This window comes from uncultured Hyphomicrobium sp. (assembly GCF_902826555.1).
Lineage (GTDB): Bacteria > Pseudomonadota > Alphaproteobacteria > Rhizobiales > Hyphomicrobiaceae > Hyphomicrobium_C.
This window is the reverse complement of record NZ_CADEFI010000046.1, coordinates 10,274-27,921: the sequence shown is the minus strand read 5'-3', so window position 1 is coordinate 27,921 and position 17,648 is coordinate 10,274. Positions and strand designations below refer to the sequence as shown.

Sequence of the window (17,648 nt, the reverse complement as noted above, 5' to 3'; positions counted from 1 at the left end):
TTATTCACTCAACAACATCACCGCTGAGAAAAGCGCGGATGGATCGGTCGCCGTACAGTTCGGCGGTTGCGACGGAAAAATTGCAAACTGCCTGCCGATCATGCCGGGTTGGAACTACACGGTCCGTCTCTATCGCCCACGCGTCGACATCCTGAACGGAAGCTGGAAGTTCCCAGACCCGCAGCCTGTCGCGAGCTCGGCTGAAGGAAGAGGGAGCGGAGACGGGAGCGATTGACATGTCCTTCATCGACGTTTTCGCCTGGTTCGTCCTGATAGTCATGGCGCTCCTCGCCATTGCGATCTTCATCGCGATCGGCATGGCGCCTGGCTACCTTGCCAAGAGCCGCAATCACCCCTGGGCGGAGGCGGTGGAGGTCGCGGGTTGGGTCACACTGATCTGCGGGTTCGTGCTGTGGCCTCTAGCGCTTGTTTGGGCCTTCGTCGACGTTCCAGCTCCGGGCAGAAAGGCATCCACGCCATGATGATCTTCCTGCTCCTGGTCTACCTGGCGGCACTCTTTCTTCTGATCCGCTTCAAGCTCGTTCCGGCGAATCTGTTCTGGAAGACCTCACCTCTCATTTGGCTGCTCATTCTCAACATCGCGCTTTTCATTCCGATGGGGTGGGGAGCGCCGTCAGGTCCGGTGCTCGTTGCCCGGCATTCGGTCCAGATCGTCCCCGATGTCGCCGGCGAGGTGGTCGACGTGCCGGTCGCGGCCAACAAACCTCTCAAAGCGGGCGACGTGCTGTTCCGCATCGATGAAGCGCCCTTCCGGGCCCAAGTCGATGCGCTCGATGCACAGTTCAAATTTGCAGAGCTTCGGCGCGAGCAGATGGGTCAATTGCAGGCGCACGACGCCGGGCGCCTGTTCGATGTCCAACAACGCGAATCCGAGGTGAAGCAGCTGAAGGCGCAGCTTACGGCGGCCCAATGGAACTTGGACAAAACGGTGGTTCGTGCACCGGCCGATGGCTATGTGACCAACGTCGCGCTGCGCAAAGGCGCACGCGTCGCCAACCTTCCTCTGTCGCCAGTGATGGCGTTCATCGACACGTCGGAAACGATCGTGGCCACCGAGATCCCCCAGATCTATGCCAGATACATCGAGCCAGATCAGAAAGTGGAGCTCACGTTCAAGCTTCACCCGGGCCATATTTTCACGGCCAAAGTCGACACCGTCCTTCAAGCGGTCTCGACCGGCCAGATCAAGCCATCGGGGTTCGCAGTCGCCCCGTCAGAAGTGACGTCGGCACCGTTCGTGGTACGCCTCAAACTCGACGACGACGAACTTGCGAAGCAATTGCCTGCCGGCGCCACGGGTGAGGCAGCCATCTTCACCGACCACGTCAAGGTCGCGCACGTCATCCGCCGCGTTATGCTGCGCATGACCGCGATTTTGAACTACATCGACCCATTCTGATGACAATACGCCAGGGGGCGAGCTCCGGGAGTTGCGCTCCCGGGGTTTGTTCTGTCGCTCTTCATCGAGTGCGATAATGCGATCGACGACTTCCGCTTTTGGGACAGACCGTCAGATCGACCGAGGCAGAGATGGGCCGGGAGCGGAAGTCCGACCTTTTTGCAGTGCAGCCCGAAAATCGCAGACTTCTTCCCGACCCGACGATCCGAGGCACTTTTAGCCGCCGCTCCTCGAAGTGGTACAAATGAGATGGGAGCTTGATCGCGGGCGGTGTTGGCCTCGGCCCTTTCACCCGCTACTTAAAGCTTCAGCTATGCACGCTGCAACGGCGGCAGCCGCGCAAGCGGTAGAGGGGCAAGCGAAGCGAGCGTCATGACAACCACTCTAAAGCTCGACATCCCGGTCCTGCTCCCCGAGATCGCCGATACATCCGATGCCTGCGTCGGTCGGCTCGTTGCTGAGCTCGAAGGGCGGTCCGGCATCGAGAAAGTGCATGTCGTCACCGGCGCGGGAAAGGCGAACGCCGAGCTTTGCGTCCATTTCGACCCCGACCTTCTGACGTTGTCACGCGTGCGCGAAATCGTTGAAGCCGCGGGAGCCACGATCTCGGAGCGGTTTGGACATGCAATCTGGCAGGTCGACGGCATCGGTCACCAACGCCGCGCCGGCGCGGTGCAGGAGCGCCTGAGCAAGCTGGCCGGAGTTCTGGAGGCAGATGCGAGTGCCGCCGGATTGGTGCGGGTCGAGTTCGACAGGGCGATTTGCTCGGAGCGGACGATTCTCGAAACCCTATCCGGGATGGGCGTGAGGCCGGCCGCGAACGATGCGCCAGTGCCGCACGAGGGAGAACATCGCCATCGCCACGGTGAAGTTGAGGGCGAGGAGCACGCGCATTCTCACTCCCATTCGGGCGCGCTCGGTCTCGACAGCGAGATGCTCTTCGCACTGGCCTGCGGCGCGCTCCTCGGTGTCGGCTTCGCGATCGGGAAGCTTGTCGCGGCGGCACCCGGTTGGCTGCCCATCGTCTTCTACGTGGCGGCTTACATCTTCGGCGGCTTTTTCACGCTGCGCGAGGCGATCGACAACCTTCGCCACAGGCGGTTCGAGATCGACACTCTGATGTTGGTTGCGGCAGCCGGTGCCGCCGCCCTCGGCGCTTGGGCGGAGGGCGCGCTCCTCCTGTTCCTGTTCAGCCTTGGCCACGCGCTCGAGCACTACGCCATGGGGCGCGCCAGGAAGGCGATCGAGGCCTTGGCCGAACTCGCGCCCGAGACCGCGACGGTGCGCCGGAACGGCGAGGACCGGGAGGTTCCGGTCGAAAGCCTTTTGGTGGGCGACCTTGTCGTCGTCCGTCCCAACGAGAGGTTGCCGGCCGACGGATTTGTGCTCGAAGGCACGACGAGCGTCAATCAAGCCCCGGTGACAGGCGAAAGCATTCCCGTCGACAAGCGGCCCGTCCAGGATGCCGCAGCCGCCCGTGCACGTCCCAACGATGTCGATCGCGAATCCAGGGTATTCGCCGGCACGATCAATGGCTCGGGTGCGATCGAGGTCGAGGTGACGCGCCTCTCTGCCGAGTCGGCCCTCGCGCGGGTGGTTGAGATGGTGAGCGAGGCGGAGACGCGCAGGTCCCCGACACAACGCTTCACCGAGAAGTTCGAGCGCATCTTCGTTCCCGCGGTTCTGACGCTCGCCTTTGCGCTTCTGTTCGCGTGGGTGATTGTCGACGAGCCGTTTCGCGACAGCTTCTATCGCGCCATGGCGGTGCTGGTGGCCGCAAGCCCATGCGCGCTGGCCATCGCCACTCCGAGCGCGGTGCTCTCGGGCATCGCCAGAGCGGCCCGGGGAGGCGTCCTTATAAAGGGCGGCGCTCCGCTCGAGGAACTCGGATCGCTCGACGCCATCGCCTTCGACAAAACCGGCACCCTCACCGAGGGTCGCCCGCGCATCACGGACATTGTGCCGGTTGCGAACGCCACGGAAAGCGAGCTGCTCGCGACCGCCGTTGCGGTCGAGCAGCTGAGTGACCATCCGCTTGCCGCGGCGATCGTCCGCGATGCAAAAGCCCGCCTCGGCGAGGCCGGAGTGACGCCCGCCGGTGATCTCCGAAGCCTCACGGGGCACGGCGTCTCAGCAACCATCGACGGCGAGGAGGTCTGGGTCGGCAAAGCGGAGATGTTCGGCATCGATGGCGTCCCGCCATTGGGTGAAGCGGCGGCTGCTGCCATCGCCGGATTGCGTGAAGCGGGCCGCACGACGATGGCGGTCCGCCTCGGTAACAGGGATCTGGGCGCCATCGGCCTCATGGACACGCCCCGGCCCGCCGCGCGCGCGGCGTTGCAGCGCCTGCATGCGCTGGGCATCGAGCGCATGATCATGATTTCCGGCGATCACCAGAAGGTCGCCGATGCCATCGCGAGCGAGGTCGGGCTCGACGAGGCTTGGGGCGACCTGATGCCCGAGGACAAAGTCGAGGCCATCCGCAAGCTTCGCGGCGAGGCCAAGGTCGCGATGGTCGGCGACGGCGTCAACGATGCACCGGCCATGGCAAACGCGACCGTCGGCATTGCCATGGGAGCGGCCGGATCCGACGTGGCGCTCGAGACTGCAGATGTCGCACTGATGGCCGATGACCTGGCACATCTGCCCTTCGCGGTGGGCCTCAGCCGCAAGACGCGAGCCATCATCCTCCAGAATGTGTTCGTCAGCTTGGGTGTCGTCGCTCTCCTCGTCCCGGCAACTATTCTCGGCCTGGGAATTGGCCCGGCCGTGGCACTGCATGAAGGCTCGACGCTGCTCGTCGTCGTCAATGCCCTGCGGCTGCTCGCTTATCGCGAGCCCGACGGGAAAGCCGTCGCGTCGCGAGCGGGCGAAATCCGCAACTGAGGCGACCTCCGGAAAGCCGCCGGCCGAAAAGCCCCTTGTTGCTGCTTCGCGGCCCTGACATTCTTTTGCATGTTTGTTTGAGTGATTGCGGAGATCCTTTGATGAGACCTCCACGGGCGCGTATTGCCATTCTTATTTTTGCATGCTGCCTCACACTGGCGGGCCCGGGAAGGGCACAGGAGTCCGAGGACATCGGCGCCCTCAATGCCGAAATCAAGCGCCTGTCCGACGCCGGAAAATACGCCGAGGCGATCCCTATCTCGGAGCGGGCCGTCGCCCTCGGCGAGGCCACCCTCGGTCCGCATCATCTCGATGTCGCAAAAAGCCTCTATGAGCTGGCTCAACTTGCCGGCCGGCAAGGTCGCTTCCCAGATGCCGAGGCGCCGGCAAAGCGTTGCCTCGCCATTCGGGAGGAAGCCCTCGGCCCAAATCATCCCGACGTCGCGGCGAGCCTCAACATCCTCGCCGAAGCCGTCGCCGGTCAGGCGCGGCAGGCCGAAGCCGAGCAGCTCGTGAGGCGCGCACTGACGATCCGAGAGAGCCTGCTTGGGGCCAATCATCCCGACGTCGCCGAGAGCCTGAGCACACTCGCCCGGATTTACGGGACACAGGGCCGCCGTGCCGATGCGGAGCGGCTGATCGAGCGCGCCATTGCGATCAACGACGCGACACCGGGTGCCGATCCCGGACGTCACGCATTCGATCTCACCTACCTTGCTAAGCTTTACGCCCGCCAGGGCCGGATCCCAGACGCAGAGCGCCTGACCACGCGCGCCCTTTCTATTGTCGAGGGCGCGTATGGCGCCAGCCATCCGATGATCACGACCGCGCTCAATCAACTTGCCACGCTCTACGAGACGCAGGGACGCGCCGCCGAAGCCGAGCCGCTTTTCAAGCGCAGCCTCGCCATCCAGGAAGCGACCCTCGGACCGAACCATCTTGCCGTTGCCGGTACGCTCGGCAGCCTCGCCCGCCTGTATCATCAATACGAACGCTATCCCGACGCCGCGCCCCTCTATCAGCGCCGCAGCGCCATCATCGAGGCGGCACTCGGACCCGATCACACGGCCCTCGCCAGCAGCTTAGGTACGCGCGCCTGGCTCGCCTTCGGACAGCGTGATTGGGGTGAGGCCGCGCTCTACTGGCGGCGTGCGGCGGACATCATCCAGCGTCGGACCGAGCGCGGCCTTGGAATCGCGACGGCGGACACCGAAACCGGATCGGCCGAAGATCCACAGCGGACGTGGTACTTCCGCGGCCTTGTCAAAGCCATCCGCCGATTGATGGCGCACGGGCACGACGATCCTTCGCGCGCCGCACGAGATACGTTCGAGACGGCGCAGTGGGCGGAAACCTCGGAGGCCGCGCAGTCGCTCGCGCAGATGGCCGCGCGAAGCGCAAAGGGTGACCCCGCGCTGGCGGGAGTCGTGCGCGAACGTCAGGATCTCGTCGGCGAGTGGAAAGTCAAGGACGGGCTGCTGATTGCGACCAAGGGCGAAGCGCCCGACAAGCGCAATGCAGAGGCCGAAGCGGCGCTGCAAGCGCGCCTTGCAGAGATCGACGCCAGGCTCAAGGACATCGACGCCCGATTGGCACGCGAGTTTCCGAACTACGCGGCGCTCGCCCAGCCGAGATCCGCCTCATTGCAAGACATCCAGGCCGATCTCGGCGATGACGAGGCGATGGTAGTGTTCCTCGATACGAATAACACGTTCGAGGTCGCTCCCCAGGAAACCTTCATCTGGGTTGTCACGCGCACCGAGAGCCGCTGGGTGCGTTCGGATCTGGGAACCGAGGCGCTCGAAAGCCATGTCGCGGCCCTCAGGTGCGGGCTCGATCTCGGCGCGTGGCAGGGAGACGGCAAAGAGCGATGCCGGGAGCTGATCGGTCGGGACAGGTCGTCCCCGCAGCCGACACTGCCCTTCGATACCGCCAAGGCATACGCCCTCTATCGCGGACTGTTTGCCGAGGTCGAGGATCTGCTTGGGGACAGGCAGCTCTTTGTCGTGCCGTCGGGAGCGTTACAAAAGTTACCGCTCCACGTCCTGGTCACAGAGCCGCCGCGCGACGGCGCAGCACCGGCTTGGCTCATGCGCCGCCACGCCATCACCGTATTGCCGTCGGTCGCGAGCCTAAAAGCACTGCGGGAGCGCGCACCGCAGCCCACGGCGCATCACCGCTCCTACATCGCGTTTGCCAATCCGTTGCTCGACGGCAGGAGCGCCGACGACAAGACGCGGGCCGCGCTCGCAGAGGCCATGCGGGACTGCGCGGCCGTCGCACAACTCGGAGTGATCGCCGGACTGCGCCAAGCGTATGCTGAGCTCGACGATCAACCGACGCTCGGCGGCGCCAATACGGCGAACCTTCGCCTGCTTCCGCCCGTCCCCCAGACGGCCAACCTCGCGTGTGACGTGGCACAGGTGGTGGGCGCCATCGAGGACGACATCCATCTCGGTGCGCGGGCGACCGAGGCGAGCGTCAAGGACTTGAGCCGCTCCGGCGTGCTCGCCTCGTACGCGGTGGTCAATTTCGCGACCCACGGTGCCGTTGCAGGCGAGCTCAAGATCAGCGCCGAGCCGGGGCTCGTGCTGACGCCGCCCGAGACCGGCACCGACGAGGACGACGGCTATCTTTCGGCATCGGAGATCGCCGCTCTCAAGCTCGATGCCGACTGGGTGGTCCTCTCCGCGTGCAACACGGCGGCCGGCGGCGCCAAGAACGCGGAAGCCCTGTCCGGTCTGGCACGCGCCTTCTTCTACGCTGGCGCCCGCTCTCTCCTGGTGTCGCATTGGGCGGTGCGCGAGAAGGCAGCGGTCGACCTCGTGACGGGTGCCATCACGGCGGGTCATGCGGGCTGGGGACGGGCGGAGGCGATGCGCCACTCCATGCTGGCCCTGGCCGATAGCCCAGATGCCCAGGCCTCACACCCTTCGTATTGGGCACCCTTCGTTGTCGTTGGCGAGAGCGGACGCCGCTGACGCCGCTCCTAGTTTTCCGCGAGGCCGAACACGACGACGGCGCCGCCTTGCCGGAAACCCCAGATCTGGCTGCCGCCTGCCGCAACGGCCACGTACTGCGCGCCATCGCTCTCGTAGCTCACGGGCGGCGCGTTGACGCCCGCGCCGCAGTTGAAGCTCCACAGCTTCGCGCCGCTCTTTGCGTCGAATGCCGAAAAATCGCCGCCGCCCTCGCCGGTGAAAACGAGGCCGCCCGCCGTCGCCAACACGCCGCCGACGAGGGGCTGGTCGGTTTTCGTCTGCCACGCGATGCGGCCGCTCTTGGAAAGATCGAGCGCCGTCAGCGTTCCCCAGTTCTCTTCATGCGACGGCTCGATGATGAAGTACGGAACCGCAGGCTTTTCGCCCTCCGCCGGCAGCTCGGCCGTGCGATAGATCATGGGCACGTGCATTCCGGCGACATAGACGACACCGCGCGACGCGTCGAGCGACGCCGGCGACCAATTGGACCCACCGGCCGGACCAGGCGTGATGCGGACGCCTTGCGGCGTCGGTGGCGCGAACAGGTTGTCTTGCGGAACGAACGCATCCGATTTGAACAGCAGCGCGCCGTCGCGGCGGTCGTGCACGTAATACCACCCGAGCTTGCTCGCCTGCCCTATCGCGGGGACCGATTTTCCGCCCATCTCGACCTCGAACAGCGTCGGCGGGCTGGCCACGTCGTAGCCCCACATGTCGTGCGGAACCTGCTGGAAATGCCACACCAGCTTGCCGGTGGCCGCCTCGAGCGCCACCAAGGAGACGGTGTAGAGATTGTCGCCCGGCCGCGTGCTGTCGGCGGCTTGAGGCGAGGGATTGCCGACACCGAAATAGAGGAGGCCCGCAGCCGTATCGACGGTCGGCGTGTGCCAGATGGATCCGCCGCCATAACGCCATGCATCCGGATAGTTGGCGAGGGCGGCCTTCTCGGCAGTGATATCGCGGCGGAGGGGAACGCCGTCCGGCGTCTCCGTGCGGAAACGTCCTTCCCACCCCTGCTGCGTCGTCTCGAACTTCCAGATTTGTTTCCCCGTTTCGGCGTCGTAGGCGGCAAGAAATCCGGGGCGCCCGTATCGTCCTGCGACGCCGACCACCGCACCGAGCGGTGCGCCCGGTCGCGGGCTGTCGAGATGCATGCCGTATCCGACCCCGGTGATGCCGACGATGACTTTGCCGTCGTAGACCAGCGGCGCGATGACGGCACCGACGCCCGTCGACCCCGTGATGTTCCGGGCATGCAGAGGGTCCCCGGCGGCCAGAACTTGCTTGTCCTCCGTCGCCCCCGTTCCCTGCTCGGCGAGCGCGATATCCCAGATCGGCTTGCCGGATTTTTGATCGAGCGCGATCAGCCGCGCATCGACGGTTGCGACATAGATCTTGCCGTAGCCGATCGCGGCGCCACGATTAGCCGGCCCGCAACAGGGCTTTTCAGAGACGCGCTTGTGGTCATAGCGCCAGTTCTCACGCCCTGTTTTGGCATCCAATGCGACGACGTTGGAAAAGGGCGTCGTGATATACATGACGCCGTCGGCGATCAGCGGTGAGGTTTGAAAGGTCGCCGAGATGCCGGTCTGATAGATCCATTTCGGCACCAGCCGCTTCACGGTCCCGGCGTTGATCTGATCGAGCGGCGAGAAGCGCTGCTGACTGTAGTCGCGTCCATAGAGAAGCCAGTCGCCACGAGTCTGCGCCGCCGACTTCAGGCGATCATCGCCGACGTCCGCCGACCATGCGGCCGGAGCCTTGCACAGAAGCAAGAGGATCGCCGGCAGCAGAAGGCCACGCTTCCATGCGCTCAACATGATCGTCGCTCCCTATGTGTTGGGCCCGCCGTCCTGCGGCGGCGGGCCTGAAAGTTTCTGGCGCAGTGATCCGCCGGCAAAACGCACGGCTACTTCTTGCGCGGATCTTCGTCCGGATTGACGTAGATGATGTCGAAAGGACCATTAGCAGCCACTTGGATGATCGTCTCCTCATCCTTGGTCCAGACATAGTGGGCATGATTGGCAGGCAGGATGAGCAAGGAGCCCGCCTCGAGCATCTTGCCCTTCGAGGTGTCCACCTTGTCGCCCATCCCGCTTCCCATGGCGCCGGAGAGGACCGTTACGGACTCGAGCGCCGGATGCGTGTGCGCCGGGACGACGTAGTTGGGCGGAAACTTGAGGCGGATGATGAAAAACTCGGGTTTCGCCGGGTCGCCGTGAATGAGCATCGATTGCGCACCCTTCGGAAACGCCGGATTGTCCTCGAACTTGATGTCGGCTGGCGTCAGCTCCCTGGCGTGCTGAGCCGGATCATCGGCGAGCGCGGCGCCGGACAGCACGATCATCGCGGCAGCGATCAGACTTTTCCTCATGGACCGTTTTTTCCTCCTGTGACGTTGAAGTGAGCCTTGAAATTCCGAGCACGGACGTCTGCTACAGGCGACCGTCAGCCTGCTTCAGACAGCGGCTGTCGGGGGCGCCGACGAGGCCTTCGACACCGCTCGTGCGACCCGAACTCTCCATATTCGCCGCTTGATGCAGCCGGATGAGTTCGAGGCTGGCGAACGCGGCGAAGGTCGCCATGGCGATCGACACCGAAGCAAAAAGCAGTCTCTCCCTCCCGTGCGACGGCGCGTTTTTGCAAAGCCATTTCAGGGATTGCCAAAAAGCCTTCGCTCCAAGCCGCTGCATGTTCAAAGGTTTCCCGCATTTCCGTCTTGGCCGCGAAGCCTAGAAAGGACGGGACGTCGGGACCAGTGCGCCCCTCCCGAGACCCTTTGTGAAAATTTCCCGAGCGTGTGGCCCAGCCCTTCACAGCCCGAACGGGGCCCTCTAGCTTCGACGCAGATGTGACCGGCGAGGCGTCGTCATGGACCTTAAGTGGCTACTGGTGAGACGGATTACCTTGGTGGCGCTGGCGTGCTTTCTCACCGGATCCGGGCTTGCGCTCTATGTCACCGCGCGCGAGGCCAAACAGCAGAACGCCAGCCTGGTCGATCTCGCCGCTCGCCAGCTTGATCTGCAACTCACACGCATCGAAAGAGGAACGGACGTGCCGAAGCGCTTCCCGGATTGGGACCTTGTATCGAGCTACGCGCTCGAGCCCGGCCAGTGCATCGAGTTTCGTGGCACCGACACATCGCGCAACCGTTCGAGCTGCGCCGGGTTCGATGGCGGATCCCTAAGCGCGCCGCAATGGTTCTTCCGCTTCCACCGTTGGCTGATCGCCGACAATCTCACGACAACCCGGCCGCTTGCCCATCGCGGCGACCTCCAGGGCACCATCGTCGCGACGTTCGATCCTGTCGCGACGGCTGCCCGCGCATGGGGAACGATCGCGCCGCTCCTCGGGCTGTCGGCTGTTCTCGTCGCGGCCCTGTGCCTCGTCAGCTATCTTGTCGTCCATAGGGCGCTCCTGCCCGCGAAAGACATTCTGTCCGGTCTCAATCGCCTGGCACACGGCGACCTCGCCTGCCGCCTGCCGCCGTTCCGTCTGACCGAGCTCAATCGCATCAGCGAGGTTTTCAACTCGGTCACCGAACAACTCGGCAAAGCCACCTCCGAGCGAGCCGAGCTTGCGCGCCGCCTCGTCGACATGCAGGAGCAGGAGCGGCGGCATATCGCCCGTGAGCTGCATGACGAGATTGCGCAGAAGCTTGCGGCCATGAACGCGCTCGCGGCCTGCATCAGGAGGAGCGCCCAGATCGACGCGCCGGCGCTCGTTGACGAGGCCCGGGCGCTCGAGCAGATGGCATCCGTCCTGATGGTGTCGCTCCGCCGGACACTCACCTATCTGCGCCCGCAGGAAATTGACGATCTCGGTTTGGTTCCGAGCCTCAGGGCGCTCGTCGAGCAGCACAACGAGACGGCACGCGGGCGCACGACCTATTCGATCGAGACCGCTGGAGAGATCGAGAAGCTCCGCGCCGAGACCAGCGCCCATGTCTACCGGATCGTTCAGGAGGCGCTGACAAATGCGTCGAAGCACGCCAACGCCCGCAACGTCCGCGTTTCGCTCACCCAGCATGCCGACGTGCACAACGCCCGCATCAGCCTTTCCGTCGTCGATGACGGATCGGGACCGTCCGCCGTCACCAAAGCCCGAAGCCTCGCTGGTGCCGGTTTGATCGGGATGCGCGAGCGGGTCGCAGCCCTGAGCGGAAAATTCGCCGCAGGCCCGCTTCCGAGTGGCGGATTCGGGCTCGAGGTGGAGTTTCCAACCTCTCAACAGGGAGCCTGATCGCCATGGGCATCCGGGTGCTGCTGATCGACGATCATGCCGTAGTGCGTGAGGGCTATCGCCGGCTGATCGAGAAGCATCCCGGGATCGAGGTGGTTGCCGAAGCGGAAGACGCGGCATCGGGCTACCAGGCCTTCAAGAAGTCCGCCCCCGACGTCGTCGTCGTCGATATCTCAATGCCGGGACGCGGAGGCATCGATCTCGTCCGCCAGATTCGCCAATTGGACGCCGCCGCCCGCGTTCTTGTTTTCACAATGCATGCGAGTGCGACCTATGCCCATCAGGCTTTTCGCGCCGGCGCGCGCGGGTATGTCACGAAAAGCAGCCCGCCCGAAGTTCTGGTCAGCGCCATCCGCGATGTCTTCAAGGGACGCCCTGCGCTATGCGCCGAGATCAACCAAGCCATCGCCACGAGCCGGCTCTGCGACGACACATCCGCCGTCGAGCAACTTTCGCCCCGGGAGTTCGAAGTCCTGCGCATGATCCTGGACGCGAAATCGACGGACGAAATCGCCATGGCTTTCAACCTCAGCCCGAAGACCGTGGCGAACTATCATAGCGAGATCAAATCCAAGCTCGGCGTCCGCTCGGACATCGAGCTCGTCTATCTCTGCATGCGCCAGGGTTTGGTGGAATCTCTTGCGGAGCCCGGTGCAGCCTAGGCGGCGCCGGCTCGGAAACCGCGAGGTGGCCTCAGGTCACCCGGACCAGGCGCGTCAACTCGAAAAGAAGATCGTACCCGTCCCAGACCGCGTCGAAATCGAGCGCCGATCCGACTGCCGTCCAGCGCGAAACACCGAGAGCTGTGTTGGACGCGGCGACGTCTCGAATGGCGTCCGCCGGAAAGCCGAAATGGGTGACGGTCTGGTCATGCTCGCGAAGCAAGCCGCTGACGGCCGCGAGCGAGGGAACGAAGACCACGTTGAGAAAGCCGCCCCCGACCCTTTGCTCTGAGCGATCCTCGCCCAAGGCAATGGCGCTGGTGAGCATCGCGTTGCGCCAGGTCACTTCGCTCGACAGACCGCCTGCGGCGGACGCGAACGCCTGCACCATCTTCGCGATCTGATGCCCGGTCGCCGAGGCCTCGCCTTTGTCCGCCGCGGCGGCACCCAACGCCTGGAGAAGGGTCTTGATGCCGGCGAGATGCCGGTCCGCATCGCCGACCACATAGAGGACATGGGGCGACGAGCAGGCCATCTGATCGAAAATGAAGATGTCGTTGAAGAGGCGATGCGCGAGTTCGCCGCGTTCGGTCTCGCTGAGCGCAGCGACCGTTTCGCCATCGAGCACGCAGAGCGAGAAGCGGTCGCCGAACCAGATCGACTTCCCGCCGTTTCTGAGCGGAATGGTTTCGAATGCCTTGATCTTTGCATCGCCCCCCCACACGACCCGGGCATCGGCCGCGGCGGAGATCGTCCGCCCGAGATCGCTGTCGGAGGGGTAATGAATAAGCCATTGCGACCGGTCGGCGGCATTGCCGAGGGCCGCCAGGATGAGTTCGCAGATCCAGCGCATATCGGCGCTGATCTCTCGCGGAAGGCGCACCACATTGGCATTGCCGGCCAGGAAAGAGAGAACCCAGGAATAGAGAAAGACCGTCTCGACGTTCTTGGGCGGCAGATGGAAGACGAGACCGCGTGGCCGTGCCAGTGTTTGCGCTGGGTGCCGGCGGCCGAAATCCTGCTGCAGCCGAAGCAAGGCCGCGTGCCGGATCCAGAAGCCGAAATGCTTGGCGAAGGAGGAGACGGGCGCCTTGCGTTTGAGGATTGCCTCGCTGACCGCTGCGATGAGATCGATTCTCTCCGTCGCGAACGGCGCCACGAGCAGAGAGCGGCAGGCTTCGAGGCGTTCGAGAAGCGTCACCCCGTCGATCTGTCGCTCCCCGCCGTCGGCCTCGAACACTGTGGTGAGTGCGCTCACGTTTCCTGATCCTAAGCTGCACTGGCGGCGATCACGTCGCTGCAGCCGCGCAGCTCCGCCTTCGCCACCCGGCCGGCGATGGTAATTGCCTTGCCGAAGTGGTTGTCGATGCCCTTGTCGATGGCCAGGATCGCGCCTCTGTCCTCGGTCAGCACGCTGTGACCGGGATAGGATCTCGGCAGCAGCGAGACCACCTGCAGCACGCCTTCCTCGCCCGGCTCCGCCGCCTCCCAGCTACCGGGGCGCCGCACGATCACGTCGGTGAAATTGGGCGGATAGAGCAGCCCCTCCGGACCTTCCACGAACATCGAACCGATCTGCTCCACGAACCCGTAGAAATTGTAGATCCGGGTCAGGTTGAAGCGCGCGCGGAATGCCTCGCGGAACGTCGCGTTGGACACTTTCTGCGCTTCGAGTTTCTTCCATCCCCCCGAATGAATGAGGACCGCGTTCGAGAGGTCGAGCTCGCCGTCGCCGAATTGCTCGTAGAGCTTGGTCCAGACCAGGAACGTGAAGCCGAAGATCAGGAACGGCTTGCTGCCGTTCGCATCGACGAACTTGCGGATCGCCTGGCGATCCGTCTCCAGCGCCGCCGACAGCGCGAAGGTCGCCTTTGCGCCGAACTTCATCATGCCGAGTACGCCCGCGCCCCGCGCCGTCAGGCTGGCCGCACTGATGACGTCCTTCGTGTCGATGGCGAGGAACGGCAGGCGGCTCTCGCCCAGGATCGGGCGGAAGGTGGCGATCAGCGCCCGGGATTGCCGCGTCGCAGTTTCGGGATCGACAATGATGCGGCTCGGGACCTGGCCCGTCGTTCCGCTCGACTGCAACACGATGGAGGACACGGCGGTCGACGACAGCTCCATCTCCTTGAACAGGCCGACCGGCAGGAACGGAACGTCCTCGATCGCGCGATAGGGCCGCAGCCCGCCCCAGGCCGCGTTGATGATGCGCGCATAATCCGGGCAGCGCTCGGTGTGAAAACGCATGAGCTCGTTGAGCCCCGTAAGGAGCAGCGGCTCCTTCTCGGTCTGGCGAAGCGAATAGGGCGCCGCGTCCAGCAATCGGTCAAACATCGGCCATCTCCCTCACGCGGGTGTAGTCGATCTTGCCGTTCGGTTTGCGCGGCATGTCGGGCAGGGATCGCACAGCGAAACTGCTCGCTGGGATCTTGCACGCGAGCGCCAGAGTTTTCAGCCGCTCCTTCGCGCCCTCCGGAACCACGCCTTCGAACCCCACGATGATGCGCTCGCCCTGATCGATACAGGCGACGGTGCCGAGCGCGGAAATCTCCTTCTCGATGTCGTCGAGGCTGAGCCGAAGACCGGCAATCTTCGCAAACCGCGCAACGCGTCCCGAAAGATAGAGGTACCCGTCGCTGTCCAGCCGGCCGAGGTCTCCGGTTTCGAGGCGTCCTCGTGAGAGATCGCCTTTTGCGAGATCGTCCCGCCCCTCGGCGTATCCCATCATGACGTTGGGCCCTTCGTAGACCACGGCGCCGATCTCCTCGGCGGACAAGAGCGCGCCGTCTCCATCGACGATCAGAAGCTTGCCGCGCGGCAGCGCAATCCCGACCGATCCCAGTTTTTCGCGCAATCGGTCATGAGGCACGGTGGTCATGCGCGGCGACGCCTCCGTCTGTCCGTACATGACGAAAAATCGCGCGCGGCGCTCCGCGGCCATGTCCAGGATCGCCTTTTGGAGCCGTCCGTCGAGGTGTCCGCCTGCCTGCGTGAAGGTGTCGATCGAGGCCGGAACGACATCGAAGCCGAACCGGGCCAGAACGGAGTAATGGAATGGAACGCCCGGAAAGTGCGTCCCGCCGCAGGCGTCCGCCTTGCTCCAGAAGCTCGGCGACGTCACCGCGTCGTCCAGGAGCGCGATGCGTCCGCCGGCGGCGAGGTGAGATGTGACGACGGACAGCCCGTACGAATAATGCAGCGGCAGATGGGCGATGGCTACGCTCACAGGATCGAGCGACAGGCTGGCCGCGATCTGCGCGGCATTCGCGACCACCGCCGCGCGCGAAAGACGGACGAATTTCGCGCTCCCTGTCGTGCCAGACGTCAACAGCAGCAGCAGCAACTCCGGCGCGATCGCCGGCCCGGTATTCGGCGCCTTGCGACGGGCGAGGATCAGGGAAGGGGCTGCACCCGTCGAGATGTCCCAATCGGCGGACTGATTGGAGGCACGCCGAATCCATTCGGAGCACGCCGTCCCGATGACGACATCCGGGCCGTAGCGCGCGCAAAGACTGTCGAGTCGGTCGGCAGTCAGGTTGGGATCGATCAGCGCAACGGCATGTCCGGCTGCGGCGGCCGCGAGCAAGGCGACGAGAATGGCCGCGCGATTGTCGGCCAGAACAAACACGAGCTGTTTGTCGGATTGCTCCAACTGCGACGCGACCGCCATGCACTGAGCACGCAGCGCGCGCTCCGTCTGCCAGCTTGTGCTGACGTCGTCCCACAAAATCGCCCGATCGGGCGCATCGGCCCCGAGGGGAAACAAGCCTGCGCAACTGGCATCGATCATGACCGGCGCTCGCCCGTGCTCAAATGACCATGCCGCCATCGACCCCGAGAATCTGCCCCGTCACGTAGCGCGACAGATCCGAAGCCAGAAAGAGAACGGCGTCGGCAACGTCTTCTGCAGTTCCGGCCCGCCCGAGGCCGATCGACTTCAGCGTCTGAACCCTCACCTCGTCTCCGAGCTTGGCCGTCATGTCGGTGTCGATGTAACCGGGCGCGACGGCGTTGACCCGGATGCCTTTTTGCGCCAGCTCCTTGGAGGCGGCCAATGTCGCGCCGATGATCCCCGCCTTGGAGGCGGCATAGACCAGTTGGCCCGCAGCGCCCTTGGCTCCCACGACGGATGAGACGTTGACGATGCTGCCGCCGGAGCGCGCCATCAGCCGCGAGGCCGATTGGATAAGGTGGATCACGCCGGCGAGGTTGGTGTCGAGAGTTTGCGCGATATCGTCGTCCGAGATCATGCCAATCGGGGCCGGGCGCATGATGCCGGCATTGTTGACGAGGATGTCGAGCCGCTTGTGGCGGGAAAAGATCGTTTTGATCAACTGCCCCACCGCCTCCGGTTCGCCGACATCGCCCGGCAGCACGAAGACCTGCGCCTGCGGTCCATCGAAAGTCGCAATGATCTCCTCGTCGATCGTCCGCGCATTGAGTACGACGGTGGCGCCTGCTGCGGCGAGCCTCTGCGCGATCGCAAGCCCGATGCCCCGGGACGCGCCGGTAATCAGAGCCACGCGACCGGAAAGATCAATTCGCTGCATATCGGCTCATGATCTCCACCGCCTTGTCGAAACTGCTCATGGCCAGAATGTCATTCGTTTCGAGCATGGTATCGAACTCGGTTTCGAGAGCCGAAACGAGTGTCATGTGGCCGAGGGACGTCCACTCGGCGTAGTCCCGATAGACGAGGATCGAGCGATCGATCTGCTCGTCGATGTCGAGTGCCTCTTTGAAGGCTGAGAAGACCCGTTCGTGCACGCTCATCGATAGTTCTCCGCACATCGCATGGTTTGGCGGCGTCCGCGAGGAGCCGGGGTTCAGTGTGAGGCCCGTTGGAATTCACTCGGATCGAGAAGGCGCTCGAAGAGGAGCACGTCGTGCAGCTTGCCACCCGCATCGGTGAAGTGGGCCTCGAGTGTGCCGATGATGCTGTAGCCGGACATCAGGTTCATTTGTATCGCTGGGAAGTTGTCGACCCGGATTTCGGCCAGGAGCTTTAGAAGGCCAAGGTCGCAGCACGCCGCTCGCATGAGTTCGCGCATCGCGATCTGGCCGACGCCCGGGATACGCGCGCGCTTGGAAACAGCCACGGCGCCGTAACCGTTCCTGTTGCGCCGGTTGACCTGGCTCACCTGAATGAAGCCGATGGCATCCTTCTGATCGGCGTCGGTGATGACTCGGAACATGCCCCCCGGGTCGCGCGTGCGGCGCTCGATCCATTGCCTGACGGATTCGTCATCCGTCGCCTCGGGAATGGCCATGAGCATCGCCTGCATGGACACGTCCCGTCGCATCTCTGCAAGAACAGCGAAGTCTGCATCGGTCGGAGCCCTGAACATCGCGATCTGTTTCCTGCATAGCCCGGCCTTCTGCAACGCCCGCCACGACAGTGCGCCGATCCTTTGCCGGGTTACGAAAGCTGGACGCTAGACTGAGCGATCTGGCTTG

At 64.3% G+C, this 17,648-nt stretch carries 16 protein-coding genes and 1 pseudogene; 8 read left to right on the top strand and 9 right to left on the bottom strand.

Annotated elements, in window-relative coordinates; genetic code table 11:
• The 5 genes and pseudogenes from QZV93_RS15440 to QZV93_RS15420 form a co-directional block, all read left to right on the top strand.
• Positions 1-235 (top strand): annotated as a pseudogene (locus tag QZV93_RS15440) (carboxylesterase); the annotation flags it as partial.
• Position 236: 1 nt separating this feature from the next.
• Positions 237-482, top strand: coding sequence for a DUF3302 domain-containing protein (locus tag QZV93_RS15435; protein WP_295559519.1), 246 nt, complete (start codon positions 237-239; stop codon positions 480-482).
• Positions 479-1,420 (top strand): efflux RND transporter periplasmic adaptor subunit, encoded by a 942-nt coding sequence (locus QZV93_RS15430; RefSeq protein ID WP_295559518.1) that lies wholly within the window; start codon positions 479-481, stop codon positions 1,418-1,420. Before QZV93_RS15435 ends, QZV93_RS15430 begins: the two co-directional genes overlap by 4 nt.
• A 372-nt stretch (positions 1,421-1,792) precedes the next feature.
• A complete protein-coding gene (locus QZV93_RS15425; RefSeq protein ID WP_295559517.1) occupies positions 1,793-4,306 on the top strand; it encodes a heavy metal translocating P-type ATPase in 2,514 nt (837 codons plus the stop codon).
• Positions 4,307-4,407: 101 nt separating this feature from the next.
• Positions 4,408-7,287 (top strand): CHAT domain-containing tetratricopeptide repeat protein, encoded by a 2,880-nt coding sequence (locus QZV93_RS15420; protein WP_295559516.1) that lies wholly within the window; start codon positions 4,408-4,410, stop codon positions 7,285-7,287.
• Positions 7,288-7,295: 8 nt separating this feature from the next.
• Here the strand turns inward: QZV93_RS15420 and QZV93_RS15415 are convergent, their stop codons facing one another.
• From QZV93_RS15415 to QZV93_RS15405, 3 genes are all read right to left on the bottom strand, one after another.
• Positions 7,296-9,107, bottom strand: a complete 1,812-nt coding sequence (locus QZV93_RS15415; protein ID WP_295559515.1) for a PQQ-binding-like beta-propeller repeat protein — start codon at positions 9,105-9,107, stop codon at positions 7,296-7,298.
• 89 nt (positions 9,108-9,196) lie between these two features.
• Positions 9,197-9,661, bottom strand: a complete 465-nt coding sequence (locus QZV93_RS15410) for a cupin domain-containing protein (RefSeq protein ID WP_295559514.1) — start codon at positions 9,659-9,661, stop codon at positions 9,197-9,199.
• A 61-nt stretch (positions 9,662-9,722) separates the two neighbouring features.
• Positions 9,723-9,872: a hypothetical protein gene (locus tag QZV93_RS15405; RefSeq protein WP_295559513.1), complete on the bottom strand. Its 150-nt coding sequence runs from the start codon at positions 9,870-9,872 to the stop codon at positions 9,723-9,725.
• Between QZV93_RS15405 and QZV93_RS15400 the strand changes: the two genes are divergently transcribed.
• The 3 genes from QZV93_RS15400 (at position 9,871) to QZV93_RS15390 (ending at position 12,191) form a co-directional block, all read left to right on the top strand.
• Positions 9,871-10,023 carry a hypothetical protein gene (locus QZV93_RS15400; RefSeq protein ID WP_295559512.1) on the top strand — a complete coding sequence of 51 codons (153 nt, stop codon included), beginning with the start codon at positions 9,871-9,873 and terminating at the stop codon, positions 10,021-10,023. The genes QZV93_RS15405 and QZV93_RS15400 overlap by 2 nt on opposite strands.
• A 135-nt stretch (positions 10,024-10,158) precedes the next feature.
• Entirely contained in the window at positions 10,159-11,529 is a 1,371-nt protein-coding gene (locus tag QZV93_RS15395) for a histidine kinase (RefSeq protein WP_295559511.1), read from the top strand.
• Positions 11,530-11,534: 5 nt separating this feature from the next.
• Complete coding sequence (locus QZV93_RS15390; RefSeq protein WP_295559510.1) at positions 11,535-12,191, top strand: response regulator transcription factor; 657 nt, start codon at positions 11,535-11,537, stop codon at positions 12,189-12,191.
• Between the two features lie 31 nt (positions 12,192-12,222).
• Here the strand turns inward: QZV93_RS15390 and QZV93_RS15385 are convergent, their stop codons facing one another.
• The 6 genes from QZV93_RS15385 to QZV93_RS15360 are packed head-to-tail and all read right to left on the bottom strand — an operon-like array spanning position 12,223 to position 17,575.
• Positions 12,223-13,449 carry an acyl-CoA reductase gene (locus tag QZV93_RS15385; RefSeq protein WP_295559509.1) on the bottom strand — a complete coding sequence of 409 codons (1,227 nt, stop codon included), beginning with the start codon at positions 13,447-13,449 and terminating at the stop codon, positions 12,223-12,225.
• Between the two features lie 11 nt (positions 13,450-13,460).
• Entirely contained in the window at positions 13,461-14,525 is a 1,065-nt protein-coding gene (locus tag QZV93_RS15380; RefSeq protein WP_295559508.1) for an acyl-protein synthetase, read from the bottom strand.
• Positions 14,518-15,981 carry an AMP-binding protein gene (locus QZV93_RS15375; RefSeq protein ID WP_295559507.1) on the bottom strand — a complete coding sequence of 488 codons (1,464 nt, stop codon included), beginning with the start codon at positions 15,979-15,981 and terminating at the stop codon, positions 14,518-14,520. Before QZV93_RS15375 ends, QZV93_RS15380 begins: the two co-directional genes overlap by 8 nt.
• Before the next feature lie 19 nt (positions 15,982-16,000).
• Positions 16,001-16,741 carry a 3-oxoacyl-ACP reductase FabG gene (fabG, locus tag QZV93_RS15370; RefSeq protein ID WP_295559506.1) on the bottom strand — a complete coding sequence of 247 codons (741 nt, stop codon included), beginning with the start codon at positions 16,739-16,741 and terminating at the stop codon, positions 16,001-16,003.
• Positions 16,728-16,964, bottom strand: a complete 237-nt coding sequence (locus tag QZV93_RS15365) for an acyl carrier protein (RefSeq protein WP_295559505.1) — start codon at positions 16,962-16,964, stop codon at positions 16,728-16,730. The genes fabG and QZV93_RS15365 overlap by 14 nt, the downstream gene beginning before the upstream one ends.
• 53 nt (positions 16,965-17,017) lie before the next feature.
• Complete coding sequence (locus tag QZV93_RS15360) at positions 17,018-17,575, bottom strand: GNAT family protein (protein ID WP_295559504.1); 558 nt, start codon at positions 17,573-17,575, stop codon at positions 17,018-17,020.
• Positions 17,576-17,648: the final 73 nt, after the last annotated feature.